General features: G+C 43.8%; 12 protein-coding genes. All 12 read left to right on the forward strand.

All coding sequences use genetic code 11. The features are described from left to right. Positions 1-87 precede the first annotated feature (87 nt). The 12 genes from V1497_RS08525 (at position 88) to V1497_RS08580 (ending at position 13,066) form a co-directional block, all read left to right on the forward strand. Positions 88-1,329 (forward strand): pitrilysin family protein, encoded by a 1,242-nt coding sequence (locus V1497_RS08525; protein ID WP_349410546.1) that lies wholly within the window; start codon positions 88-90, stop codon positions 1,327-1,329. A 260-nt stretch (positions 1,330-1,589) separates the two neighbouring features. Beyond that, a complete protein-coding gene (locus V1497_RS08530) occupies positions 1,590-1,850 on the forward strand; it encodes a YlmC/YmxH family sporulation protein (protein ID WP_349410547.1) in 261 nt (86 codons plus the stop codon). A 97-nt stretch (positions 1,851-1,947) separates the two neighbouring features. Beyond that, positions 1,948-2,829, forward strand: coding sequence for a dipicolinic acid synthetase subunit A (gene dpaA / locus V1497_RS08535; RefSeq protein ID WP_349410548.1), 882 nt, complete (start codon positions 1,948-1,950; stop codon positions 2,827-2,829). Positions 2,830-2,846: 17 nt separating this feature from the next. Continuing rightward, positions 2,847-3,431, forward strand: coding sequence for a dipicolinate synthase subunit B (gene dpaB / locus V1497_RS08540; protein ID WP_349410549.1), 585 nt, complete (start codon positions 2,847-2,849; stop codon positions 3,429-3,431). Positions 3,432-3,737: 306 nt separating this feature from the next. Then, entirely contained in the window at positions 3,738-4,724 is a 987-nt protein-coding gene (gene asd / locus V1497_RS08545) for an aspartate-semialdehyde dehydrogenase (RefSeq protein ID WP_414703637.1), read from the forward strand. Between the two features lie 18 nt (positions 4,725-4,742). Further along, positions 4,743-5,969 (forward strand): aspartate kinase, encoded by a 1,227-nt coding sequence (gene dapG / locus V1497_RS08550; protein WP_349410551.1) that lies wholly within the window; start codon positions 4,743-4,745, stop codon positions 5,967-5,969. 26 nt (positions 5,970-5,995) lie between these two features. Continuing rightward, on the forward strand, positions 5,996-6,877 hold the full coding sequence (gene dapA / locus V1497_RS08555; RefSeq protein ID WP_349410552.1) for a 4-hydroxy-tetrahydrodipicolinate synthase: 882 nt from the start codon (positions 5,996-5,998) through the stop codon (positions 6,875-6,877). Between the two features lie 239 nt (positions 6,878-7,116). Next, positions 7,117-7,902, forward strand: a complete 786-nt coding sequence (locus tag V1497_RS08560; protein ID WP_349410553.1) for a ClpP family protease — start codon at positions 7,117-7,119, stop codon at positions 7,900-7,902. Continuing rightward, positions 7,899-8,144: a YlzJ-like family protein gene (locus V1497_RS08565; protein ID WP_349410554.1), complete on the forward strand. Its 246-nt coding sequence runs from the start codon at positions 7,899-7,901 to the stop codon at positions 8,142-8,144. Before V1497_RS08560 ends, V1497_RS08565 begins: the two co-directional genes overlap by 4 nt. A 186-nt stretch (positions 8,145-8,330) precedes the next feature. After that, positions 8,331-10,694, forward strand: coding sequence for a DNA translocase FtsK (locus V1497_RS08570; protein ID WP_349410555.1), 2,364 nt, complete (start codon positions 8,331-8,333; stop codon positions 10,692-10,694). Between the two features lie 469 nt (positions 10,695-11,163). Beyond that, positions 11,164-11,892, forward strand: coding sequence for a GntR family transcriptional regulator (locus tag V1497_RS08575; protein ID WP_349410556.1), 729 nt, complete (start codon positions 11,164-11,166; stop codon positions 11,890-11,892). 97 nt (positions 11,893-11,989) lie between these two features. After that, positions 11,990-13,066: a BMP family protein gene (locus tag V1497_RS08580; protein ID WP_349410775.1), complete on the forward strand. Its 1,077-nt coding sequence runs from the start codon at positions 11,990-11,992 to the stop codon at positions 13,064-13,066. Positions 13,067-13,166: the final 100 nt, after the last annotated feature.

A 13,166-nucleotide genomic window follows, 5' to 3' on the forward strand; every position in this document is an offset into this window, starting at 1 on the left:
AACGAAAAGTAAAATGGTATAGTGGTTCTATATACAGAACCAAAATACCTACATAACTTTCCTGTTTTGATTTTAGGAGGAGACAGATTGATAACGAAACATACTTGTAAGAATGGTGTCCGGATCATTACTGAAAACATCCCAAGCGTCCGGTCAGTAGCAATCGGTGTATGGATCGGCACGGGATCTAGGTTTGAAAACAAATCCAATAACGGTATTTCCCACTTCTTGGAACACATGTTCTTTAAAGGGACGAAGACGCGTAATGCAAGAGAGATTGCCGAGTCCTTCGATTCGATCGGCGGTCAGGTCAATGCCTTCACATCGAAGGAATATACCTGTTACTACGCTAAGGTATTGGATAATCACGCTTCTCGTGCGCTTGAGACGCTAGCAGACATGTTCTTCAATTCAACCTTTGATGAAGATGAACTCGTAAAAGAAAAAAATGTTGTCCTGGAAGAGATCAAGATGTATGAAGATACGCCGGATGATATCGTCCACGACCTATTAAGCCAGGCGACCTATCACCATCATCCGTTGGCTTATCCTATTTTAGGGACAGAGGATACATTGAATACTTTCAACGGACAGACGTTACGAAACTATATGGAGGAATTTTATACTCCTGATAACGTCGTCATTTCAGTAGCTGGTAATGTAGACGATCAAATCCTCAAGGAAGTTGAGAAGCATTTCGGTACCTACACATCAGCGAGTGAAAAACCCGTTGCAACAAAGCCATCCTTCTGTACGGACAAGAAAGCGAGAAAGAAAGACACTGAGCAGGCTCATTTATGTATCGGTTATGAAGGATTGTCCGTCGGTGATCCACATATTTTCGACCTGATCGTCTTGAACAACATTTTCGGTGGAAGTATGAGCAGCAGATTGTTCCAGGAGGTAAGGGAACAGAAAGGACTTGCCTACTCCGTATTTTCTTACCATTCCGCCCACCTCGATACCGGTGTGTTCAACATTTATGCCGGAACTGCCCCAGGTCAGCTTGATGAGGTGTACGATACCATTTCAATGATTATTCAATCATTGAAAGAGGATGGCGTTACCGAAAAGGAAGTTGCAAACTGTAAAGAACAAATCAAAGGAAGTCTCATGCTGAGTCTTGAGAGTACCAATAGTAGAATGAGCCGTAATGGGAAGCATGAACTTCTGTTGAAAAAACAACGTACGTTGGATGAAATTCTTCAGAATATCGATGCTGTCTCGAAAGAACAGGTCGATCGCTTAATCCATCAAGTGTTTACAGAGGACTTCTCAAGCTCTTTGATCAGTCCGAGTGGAGAGTTTCCGGCTCGTTTCCCTCAGTAATATCACTTTAAAAAATGATTCATGTCTTCCCTTAAAGTCATAAAAAGGGAAGGCTTTTTTCTTTCTTTTTGGCTCTGTTAAAGCTTGTTGTTGAGGTTGCTTTTCCCGCTGGAGTCGCCGCCTTACGCTTCTTTTTTCTTTAAATATCAACATTAAAAGCTAACAGAGCCTTCTTTTAAAATACGATCTTTTATTTTGGGGTGAAATCTCTTCCGAAGTGGACATATATATAGTAGAAGATGTCGGTGGGAGGGATGAAGATGAGATTAAGTGAAATTCTCGGAAAGGAAATCATCGATTATACGAAGGGTGAAAAATTGGGTGTCTTATCTTATGCAGAATTCATCATTGATGAACAAGGAGGATATATACATACCCTGCAGATTCCGATAACGGAATGGAATGGACTACGTAAAAGGAAAAATATCATCCAATTCAGGTGGAATAAGATTTATCGTGTAGGGGCTGAAACGATCCTTGTTGATCCTTCGCAAGCCGATTTTCAATCCGAATATAAATAATCACCATGGCAGTATGTTCTTCATATGATGTTGAAGAATCAGCACTCAAGTATATTATTCCTCCGTAATAAACGATGAATGAGAAAGGGGAGGAACGATGTTAACAGGAATTAAAGCAGCCATCATAGGCGGAGACGCACGCCAGCTTGAAGTGATCCGTAAGCTGACTGAACTTGATGCACAATTGTATCTCGTCGGGTTCGATCAACTGGATCACGGTTTCACAGGGGCAACCAAAATGGATTTAGATGAACTCCCAATCCAAGAGCTGGATGCCTTGATTCTACCCGTCAGTGGCAGTGGTCCGAATGGAGAAATCGAAACCATTTTCTCCAATAAGAAGATTCAATTCTCAGAAGAACTGTTACAGAAAACGAAGCAGGCTTGTACGGTCTTTTCAGGTATTACGAATCCTTTCCTGACAAAGTGTACATCAAATGCAAACCGTAAACATATCAAGCTATTTGAGCGCGATGATGTGGCAATCTACAATGCCATACCGACTGTAGAAGGTACGATTATGATGGTGATCCAACATACGGATTTCACCATCCATCAATCCAACGTCATGGTGCTAGGTTTCGGAAGGGTAGGATTCACCGTTGCAAGGACATTTGCTAATCTTGGTGCGAATGTTTCTGTAGGAGCTCGAAGATCTGAGCACATCGCTCGTATAACTGAAATGGGATTCAAACCGTTTTATCTGACCGAGCTCGAGAAAGAAGTGGAGTCGGTTGATGTATGTATCAATACCATCCCAGCACCGATCATTACCCAAAACGTCATATCGAAAATCCCATCTCATACCCTTATCATCGACCTTGCCTCCAAGCCTGGAGGTACGGATTTTCGTTTTGCAGAGAAAAGGGGCATCAAAGCACTGCTTGCTCCAGGTCTACCTGGTATCGTCGCACCGAAGACTGCAGGGAAGATCATTGCAAACGTTTTGACACAGTTACTTATGGAAGAAAGGAATTAAGGGAAGGGGCAGGGAGAATGAAACTAGAAGGTAAGCATATTGGATTCGGTCTGACAGGGTCTCATTGTACGTACAATGCTGTCGTACCACAAATTCAAAAGCTCATCGACTCTGGGGCGAAAGTGACGCCATTTGCTACCTATACGGTTCAAAATACGACAACCAGGTTTGGCGAAGGAGAAGACTGGATCAAAAAAATTGAGGAGATGACAGGGAATGAGGTCGTCAATTCAATTGTCAAAGCAGAACCGTTCGGTCCTAAAACACCTTTGGATTGTATGGTCATTGCTCCATTGACAGGAAACTCGATCAGCAAACTTGCCAATGCCATGACGGACTCACCAGTATTGATGGCAGCCAAGGCGACGCTGCGGAACTTAAACCCTGTTGTTTTGGGGATTTCAACGAATGACGGTTTAGGTTTGAACGGGGTCAACATCATGCGTTTGATGTCCACAAAGAACATTTATTTTATCCCATTTGGGCAAGACGCACCTGAAGCGAAGCCCAATTCCTTAGTGGCTCAGATGGAGCTTTTGACTGATACGGTAGAAGTCGCGTTGGATGGTCAACAAATACAGCCTGTGCTACGAATATATTAAGGGATGGACTATCCACAACGAAATACCTGATAAATGAACCAAAATCATACCTCTGTACTCAATGATATGGTAAAATGAATGACAATATGACCAAGTTATTTCAGGAGAAACGATCTTGTTTCTCCTTCTATCGTTCATAAGGAAGTACCAATCATCGGAAATTTGACTATGAAGCGATCATAGGTTGAAATAGGATAAGGTATACCTTAGTGATCGATGCACGATCAAGAGGAGGGACATTCTTTGAATACGAACCAAGGATATAACGTTGCAGTCGTTGGGGCTACTGGAGCAGTAGGCCAACAGATGTTGAAAACATTAGAAAAAAGAGATTTTCCAATTGCTTCTCTTAAATTATTGGCAAGTAAACGCTCAGCTGGTAAGAAGATGATGTTCAAGGGAAATGAATATTTGATTGAAGAAGCGACACCTCAAGCGTTTGAAGGTGTACAGCTCGCACTGTTCTCAGCTGGAGGTGCAATTTCCAAAGAGCTTGCTCCTGAAGCTGCCAAACGAGGCGCTATTGTCGTTGATAACACAAGCGCATTCAGGATGGATCCGAATACTCCGCTAGTCGTACCGGAAGTGAACGAGTCCGCCTTGAACCATCACAACGGCATCATTGCCAATCCGAATTGCTCAACAATTCAAATGGTCGTGGCTCTTGAACCGATCCGCCAGAAATATGGGTTGAATAAGGTGATTGTTTCAACTTATCAAGCAGTGTCTGGAGCAGGGGCGAAAGCAGTTGAAGAATTGAATGAACAGACGAGGTCGATTCTCGATGGAGAATCGTTCACTCCAGAAGTCTTACCTGTTTCAAGTGATAAGAAGCATTATCAAATTGCCTTCAATGCCGTTCCTCAAATTGATAAATTCCAGGAAAACGGCTATACGTTCGAAGAAATGAAAATGATCAATGAAACCAAAAAGATCATGGGTATGGAGAACCTTGAAGTATCTGCTACATGTGTTCGTCTACCTGTTGAAACCGGACATTCGGAATCCGTCTATATTGAAGTTGACGAAGAGAATGTGTCTGTGGAAGAAATAAAGGCGTTGCTAGCTGACTCACAGGGTATCGTCCTTCAAGACGATCCTTCGGAGCAATTGTATCCGATGCCGGCAAATTGTGTCGGTGAAGATGCTGTGTTCGTCGGACGCATCCGTAAAGATCTGGATCGAGCAAATGCATTCCACCTTTGGGTCGTTTCTGATAACCTTCTGAAGGGTGCTGCGTTGAATTCCGTTCAGATCGCAGAAAGCTTAGTGAAATTGAATTTGTTGAAATAAAGTAAAGAAGGTGCAAGAATGAATATCGTCGTTCAAAAGTTTGGCGGCACGTCATTGAAGACAGATGATGGTCGGAACCGGGCCGTCCAACATGTTGTGAATGCTGTAGAAGATGGGAAAAAAGTCGTCGTAGTCGTTTCAGCAATGGGAAGAAAAGGCGACCCGTACGCGACGGATACATTATTGAGTCTGATCCAGGGAAATTCTACATCAATCAGTCCGAAAGAGACAGACTTGTTGATGTCCTGTGGCGAAGTGATTTCTTCCGTCGTCTTTTCGAACCTTTTAAAGCAAAAAGGGTTAACATCGATCGCATTCACAGGAGCTCAAGCCGGATTCAAGACAAACAATGAACACCTAAATGCGAAGATTCTTGAAATGGATACTGATAGAATTACTAAAACGTTAGAGGAACTGGATGTTATCGTCGTTGCAGGATTTCAAGGACAATCCAACGAGGGAGACGTAACGACTCTTGGAAGAGGAGGAAGTGATACGTCTGCAGCAGCTTTAGGAGCAGCGCTTGGCGCTGAGGTGATCGACATTTTCACGGATGTTGAAGGCGTGATGACGGCTGACCCTAGGATTGTCAGGGATGCAAGGCCGCTAGATGTCGTTACGTATAATGAAATATGCAATATGGCTTACCAAGGGGCGAAAGTGATCCATCCAAGGGCCGTAGAAATTGCAATGCAGTCCAAAGTACCCATCCGGATCCGTTCGACCTACAGCGACCATCCTGGTACGTTGGTGACTAGCTCGACTACTGGAGGAGCAGGGCGTGATATCGAGGATCGGTTGATCACTGGTATCGCTCATGTACCCGGGGTAACCCAGATCAAGGTTCAAGCACCTGAAGGAGATTATGAATTCCAGTCAAAAATCTTCAAAGCGATGGCAGAACGGCAGATCAGTGTCGATTTCATCAACATCAGCCCTAGAGGTGTCATCTATACCATCAATGGTTCCTTGACGGATGAGGCAGTTACCATCCTGAAGGAATTGGGGTATGAAGCGGATGTCCACCGGAACTGCGCAAAGGTTTCTGCTGTAGGAGCAGGAATTGCTGGAGTACCTGGGGTTACGGCGAAAATCGTTGAATCCTTATCGAAGCAAGGGATCAACATCCTGCAATCTGCCGACTCCCATACGACCATTTGGGTCCTTGTTGAAGAAGAAGATATGATTAATGCTGTGAATGCTCTTCACCAAGTCTTTGCACTGGAACAAAGAAACCAATATTAAATGACGACTAAGGAGGAGAAATCGTAATGGATTTTGGAAACGTATTGACTGCAATGGTGACGCCTTTTGACCATAAAGGGAACATCGACTTTACGAAAACGGAAAAGCTCGTCGAGTATTTGATCGAAAATGGATCCGATGGTCTCGTTATCGCCGGGACGACAGGAGAGTCCCCGACATTGACGAAAGAAGAAAAGGTAGCCTTATTCAAGCATGTCGTAAAAATCGTAAATAAAAGAGTGCCGGTCATAGCAGGAACGGGTAGTAACAACACCCATGCTTCCATCGAATTGACAAAGCAGGCTGAAGCTGCTGGCGTAGATGCTGTGATGCTTGTCGCACCTTATTACAACAAACCGAACCCACAAGGTATATACTTACATTTCAAGTCCATTGCGGAATCCACGAACCTTCCTGTGATGTTGTATAATGTACCAGGACGTTCCATTGTGAACATGACGGTCGATACCATCGTCCGATTATCTGAAGTGGATAACATTGTTTGTGTGAAAGAAGCAAGTGGAGATCTTGAACAGATCACAGAAATCATCACGAAGACGAGTGATGACTTTAAAGTATACAGCGGTGATGACGGATTGACACTCCCTACTCTTGCTGTTGGCGGAGATGGAATCGTGTCAGTTGCATCCCACGTAATCGGAAATGAAATGCAAAGTATGATTGCCGCCTATCGTCAAGGTGATGTGAAGACAGCGGCTGAATGGCATAGAAAACTACTGCCGGTCATGAATGAAATGTTCTCAGCTCCAAGTCCAACGCCGGTTAAAACGGCGCTGCAAATCATAGGTGTAGATGTAGGCGGAGTCCGCTTGCCGCTTGTTCCATTGTCTGAACAAGAGAGAGTGCGACTTACGTCATTGATGAACGGATTTTCAAGAGTGAAATAACCAAATCATTTTAAAATGAAAAACGTGTCTGTCCTGAATGACGCCAATGTTTGTGATGTTGGCCATCCAATCAGTGACAGGCACTTTTTTTCGTTACAGGATCTGTTAAAGAAGAAGGATGATTTTTTAAAAACAGCCCTCCTTTTGAGCTTAACAAGAATGTGATTCGAATGGATAGAAAGATTCCGATTAAGACAATACTAAAAGGAGACGAAAGTTTGTCGTGAAAGGAGTCTATCATGAACGAACAACAGAAAACGAACAAGGATGTTACACCTACACAACCTGCTCAACCCTCTCAGCCTTCTCAACCGAAAAAGCAAGACGGATCCAAAAAGGATTCATCTAGTTTAATCAACAAAATACAGCAGATGGGGCAGACGAATGTCCCGCAGATGGAACAATCGAACATCCATTGCATGACGATCGTGGGCCAGATTGAAGGCCATGTCCAACTGCCACCGAATAACAAAACAACGAAATATGAACATATGATCCCTCAGTTGGTAGCGATTGAACAAAACCCGAAAATTGAAGGGTTGTTGGTCATTTTGAATACCGTCGGAGGGGATGTTGAAGCAGGCTTAGCGATTGCAGAAATGATTGCGTCCCTATCCAAACCGAAAGTATGTCTTGTGCTTGGAGGAGGACACTCGATCGGAGTCCCGATTGCCGTTTCCGGTGACTATTCCTTCATAGCTGAGACAGCAACGATGACAATCCATCCGGTCCGATTGACAGGGCTCGTGATCGGGGTACCGCAAACCTTCGAATATCTGGATAAAATGCAAGAGCGCGTAATCAGCTTCGTTCTTCGACACTCGAATATCGAAGAAGAGAAGTTCAAGGAATTGATGCTTTCCAAAGGAAACCTGACAAGGGATATCGGTACGAATGTCATTGGAGACGATGCAGTAGCATATGGGCTCATCAATGAAGTAGGTGGGCTTGGAAAAGCGATGAAGAAGCTGAATGAACTGATCGAGGCAAAACGCCCGAATGAAGAAAAGGATCTGATCCAATGATTTTATACACATCAATGCCACATGAACTTATTTTCCAGGCAGAGAATTCTTCCTTCGAGAATCATTCCATGATTGAAATGAACGGTATTCCGTTGATGGTCGAGCGGTTGGATAATCAAGATTGTCGCATCATACGGATGATGAGCACAGACCCGGCACATTACCTGGATGAAGCTTTACAGCCTGGAACAGTGTTGAAAATGGGGTTCAGCTTTGATGAAAATCCGTCTAGTTCCATCTAATCCTATGTGATATAATAACACTACTCAAAAGGGGTTGACCTATGAGTGTACAGCACGTCCTTTTCCATTGAGATGCCGGAAACGGCGGACGTCCTGCTCATCTACAGGGTCAACCCTTTTCCGCTACATAAAAGGATTTCTCACAACTACCATAAACGAACATGAATACACATGAGAGGTGAAAACATGGGGAAGCGCAAGAAAAAGAATAAAAAGTCTGCAAGCTGGAAATCCCAGCTGTCCTTCGAGGTGTTCGGATTAGCGCTTTTGGCATTGACCATGATAGCTGCTGCGGAATTCGGCAAGGTCGGACGAACCTTTGCAAATCTCTTCCGCCTCCTTGGAGGGGAATGGTATGGGGTTCTATTACTAGGGGTATTCGTCTTAGCCATTTATTTGATTTGGAAACGAACATTTCCGACTTTCTTCACGCGCCGTTTGGGAGGTTTATATTTGTTCGTGTTCGGTCTTCTGCTCCAAAGTCACGTGAAACTGTTTGATCTGCTTTCAAGAAACGGTGAGTGGAAAAATCCTTCTGTGATTCAAAACACGTGGGAACTCTTTTTACGTCATCAAAGTGCAGAAACAGGTGGAGCTGACCTTGGCGGTGGAATGATCGGGGCCGTCGGTTTTGCATTTACATATGTCTTATTTGCACCAGAAGGAACACAAGTAATCATATTCTTCATGTGGATCATCGCCATTTTATTGGTGACCGGCTTATCCATGAAGGATTTACTTGGCAAAGTCCTCGTACCTCTTAAGGATTTCACAGTGAATACATATACGGATTGGAAAGATCACTTACAGGATCGAAAAGAACAAAGGCAGGCTGAACGCAAGAAGGAACGAAAGACACGAGGAAAGCGCACGACGAAAGAGGCCACGGTACAGCCTGAAACGTCGAATGAGACAGAAGAATACTCTGAACCGATTATCCAGGATTTCACCGAAAATGCTTATCAGGAGTCGTTTCAGTTTGAAGGGCTCGAGAAAGAAGAAAAGGAACAGGAAGAAACCGATAAGAAGCCGAAGGTTGAACAAGCGAACGACTCGAAAGCAACTGCTTCTGTGGAGGAACCTTCCAGTACAGGTTTCTCAATCGCTGAAGTGGAAAATGAATCGTATGAGCTCCCACCATATGATCTGCTCAGTCGTCCGGTCAAATCAGGACAGCATCGCGAACGTCAGCATGTATCCGAGAACACGAGAAAATTGGAACGGACCTTTGAGAGCTTCGGGGTTAAAGCAAAGGTCGTGAAAGTCCATTTAGGACCTGCCGTCACCAAGTATGAAGTCCAGCCTGCAATCGGTGTGAAAGTAAGCAAGATCGTTAACCTTACCGATGACCTTGCATTGGCTTTGGCAGCGAAGGATTTGAGGATTGAAGCCCCTATACCGGGTCGTTCCGCCATTGGTATCGAGGTACCGAACCAAGAAGTAGCGATGGTATCCTTACGGGAGGTCGTTGATACGAAACGGAATGACGTCAATGCCAAGCTGACGATTGGTCTAGGCCGCGATATTTCCGGAGAACCGATTTTGGCCGATTTAAGTAAGATGCCTCATTTACTGATTGCTGGTGCGACAGGAAGCGGGAAAAGTGTTTGTGTCAATGGCATCATTACAAGCATCCTGTTGAAGGCCAAACCGCACGAAGTGAAAATGATGATGATTGACCCGAAGATGGTTGAGTTGAATGTCTATAATGGTATTCCGCATCTACTTGCTCCCGTTGTCACAGAGCCGAAAAAAGCAGCTCAAGCTTTGAAAAGGGTCGTAAATGAAATGGAAAGACGATATGAGTTGTTTTCACATAGCGGCACAAGGAATATTGAAGGGTACAATAATATGATCAAGCGTCAAAATGAACAATCAGATGCGAAACAAGCCTTGCTCCCTTATATCGTCGTCGTCGTCGATGAGCTTGCAGACTTGATGATGGTCGCTTCAGGGGATGTAGAGGACGCGATTACCCGCCTCGCACAAATGGCAAGAGCTGCCGGCATCCATTTGATCATTGCTACGCAAAGGCCTTCGGTGGATGTCATAACCGGTGTCATCAAAGCGAATATACCATCCAGGATCGCTTTCAGTGTGTCCTCCTCCACAGATTCCCGTACGATTCTGGATATGGGGGGAGCCGAGAAGCTGCTGGGTAAAGGGGACATGTTATTCTTCCCGATTGGTGCAAATAAACCGACACGTGTCCAAGGTGCTTTCTTATCAGATGAAGAGGTTCAAGACATCGTCGATTTTGTCATCAGTCAGCAAAAAGCGAAATATCAAGAAGAAATGATTCCGACAGATGTACCCGATAAAAAGGTGGATGACGTAGAGGATGATTTGTTTGATGATGCTGTAAACCTTATTGTCGAAATGCAAACCGCTTCCGTATCCATGCTACAACGTCGCTTCAGAATCGGGTATACGAGGGCAGCACGATTAATCGATGCGATGGAGGCAAGAGGAATCGTCGGACCTTATGAGGGGAGTAAGCCGAGAGAAGTGTTGGTTTCCCGTCAAGATCAAGATGCATCATCCAGTTAATGATTCCAGTTGAAAAATAAAATTCAGAGTGTTAAATCCCTAAGGATTTGGCACTCTTTTTTGTTATACAAAAAATTCTTTAACAGGGGCGATGAAGGACAAACCGACATGAGGATAAAGCGGAAATGTCCTTCATAACGGCGATGAGGATCAAAAAGTAAAAATTAGGATGAAAGAATCTTTAAAAAGCCATAAATCACCCCCATGGATGAAACTAGGGAATAAGGAATGAACAGTGGATGTTGCCTGTTACGCACATTCATTCACTATTCTGAAAATAGAAACTATTACCATTCGTGTCCTGCGATTTCCTTGATTCAGAAGGAAAAGAGTGTCTTATTTGAAACATTCGTGTAACATTTTTTCGTAATCTGTAAAAATAGTATTTATTTATCGATGTAAAAATGATATAGTATTGTCGAATATTGTTAAATTAAATAGATTAATCGTAGTTTTGAGGTGAAGACGTGTGACCATTAAAACGGACCATCGTCTATTATACTTGCAAGTAATAGATCGATTGAAACGAGATATTGAAGCTGGAAATTATGAGGAAGGAGAACGGCTTCCGAGTGAGTTTGAGCTTTCTAAACAACTGGGGATCAGCAGGGCCACACTTAGAGAAGCCTTAAGGATCCTTGAAGACGAGAATGTCGTCGTCAGACGGCATGGTGTAGGCACCTTTGTCCGTTCAAGAGCAGTCTTTTCTTCAGGTATAGAAGAGTTGTTCAGCGTTACCGAAATGATTGAACGCGGCGGGAAGAAGCCCGGGACGTTCTTCTTGGAATCAGAAACGAGGAAAGCATCAGACGAGGAAACTCAACGCTTCAACCTTGGGGATAGAGAGGAACTTGTTGTTGTCGAACGTGTCCGTACCGCGGATGGACAACCTGTGGTGTTTTGTCTCGACCAGATTCCGGCTCGCCTGATGCCTGAACAAGGGAAAGCGAAGGAAGAGGAATCCTTATTCAATCTACTTGAAAAGGAATCAAACAGCCGTGTATTGTATGCGGTTACACATATTGAGCCGGTTGGCTACCATGAAAAGATCTCTGAAATCCTACAATGTCAGGAAGAATCATCACTGCTCGTCTTAAAGCAGATGCATTACGATCAGAATGATCAACCTGTCTTGTACTCACTCAATTATTTCAGAGCAGATAAGTTCGATTTCCATGTTGTCAGACGTCGGGTGTAAGGCCTTTGAATTACATTAAGGGGGTGGAAGCTGGAGCGGTCGATTTCTAAATACGTGTTTACACTATGAAACTTTGAAAATAAATAAAGGGGGAAGAATTGTGAAAAAACGTTATGGATTCATGCTTTCTATGGTTTTAGCAGCTGGAACTTTGCTTTCAGCTTGTGGTGGCAGTGACACGACTTCAGGGGATGGAGAAAAGAAGGACGACAAGTTTAAGGTCGCAATGGTAACGGATACAGGTGGAATTGATGACCAATCCTTTAACCAATCTGCTTGGGAAGGACTTAAAGAGTTTGGTAAGGAGAACGGTCTTGAAGAGAAGAAAGGTTACAACTACCTTCAATCAGACAACCAAAGTGAATACCGTCCGAACTTGAACAATGCGATTAGACAAGGATATGACCTGGTTTTCGGTATCGGATTCTTGATGACAGAGGATATCAAAAAAGTAGCTGAACAACAAAAAGATGGCCAATTCGCTCTTGTTGACAGTGTCGTCGAATTGGATAACGTTGCAAGTATCACGTTCAAAGAGCACCAAGGATCATTCCTTGTCGGGTTGGTAGCAGGTCTACAAACAAAGACGAATAAGATCGGATTCATCGGTGGCGTTGAAAGTGCACTTATCAAGAAATTTGAAAACGGTTTTAAAGCAGGAGTATTGACTGCAAATCCAAATGCTGAAATCTTCCCTCAATACGCAGGGGACTTCAATGATGCTGCAAAAGGAACAGCAATCGCTTCAACTCTTTATGGTAAAGGCGCAGACATCATCTACCACGCTGCTGGTGGTACTGGTGCAGGAGTCTTCACAGAAGCAATCAACCGTAAGAAGAATGGCGAAGATGTTTGGGTAATCGGTGTAGACCGTGACCAGTTCGCTGAAGGAGTCTATGACAAAGCAAACAACAAGAGTGTCACTTTGACATCCATGGTCAAGCGTGTTGATACGGCTGTATTCCAAGTTTCTAAGCAAACGAAGGAAGGGAACTTCCCTGGTGGAGAAATCATCGAATTCGGTCTTGAAGAAGAGGGTGTAGGAATCGCTCCTACTAAAGACAACGTATCTGAAGATGCATTGAAGATGGTTGATGAATATAAAGAAAAGATCATCGCTGGGGAAATCGAAGTACCTAAGACGGATGAAGAATTCACATCATTCGGTAAGTAAACCATATAAGCTCTATACAAAGGCTGGTAGGTACTACTGGCCTTTGTTCATGTCAATTGACCATTCCTTCTTATTTGGAATTAGGGGGATCCCTGAATAG

The sequence above is a fragment of the Pseudalkalibacillus sp. SCS-8 genome (assembly GCF_040126055.1).
GTDB lineage: Bacteria > Bacillota > Bacilli > Bacillales > Fictibacillaceae > Pseudalkalibacillus > Pseudalkalibacillus nanhaiensis.

Coding starts and splice junctions, on each gene's coding strand:
- dapA (WP_349410552.1), top strand. CDS start 5,996: ATGGATTTTGGAAACGTATTGACTGCAATGGTGACGCCTTTTGACCAT.
- dapG (WP_349410551.1), top strand. CDS start 4,743: ATGAATATCGTCGTTCAAAAGTTTGGCGGCACGTCATTGAAGACAGAT.
- dpaA (WP_349410548.1), top strand. CDS start 1,948: ATGTTAACAGGAATTAAAGCAGCCATCATAGGCGGAGACGCACGCCAG.
- V1497_RS08530 (WP_349410547.1), top strand. CDS start 1,590: ATGAGATTAAGTGAAATTCTCGGAAAGGAAATCATCGATTATACGAAG.
- V1497_RS08570 (WP_349410555.1), top strand. CDS start 8,331: ATGGGGAAGCGCAAGAAAAAGAATAAAAAGTCTGCAAGCTGGAAATCC.
- asd (WP_414703637.1), top strand. CDS start 3,738: ATGTTGAAAACATTAGAAAAAAGAGATTTTCCAATTGCTTCTCTTAAA.
- V1497_RS08565 (WP_349410554.1), top strand. CDS start 7,899: ATGATTTTATACACATCAATGCCACATGAACTTATTTTCCAGGCAGAG.
- V1497_RS08560 (WP_349410553.1), top strand. CDS start 7,117: ATGAACGAACAACAGAAAACGAACAAGGATGTTACACCTACACAACCT.
- dpaB (WP_349410549.1), top strand. CDS start 2,847: ATGAAACTAGAAGGTAAGCATATTGGATTCGGTCTGACAGGGTCTCAT.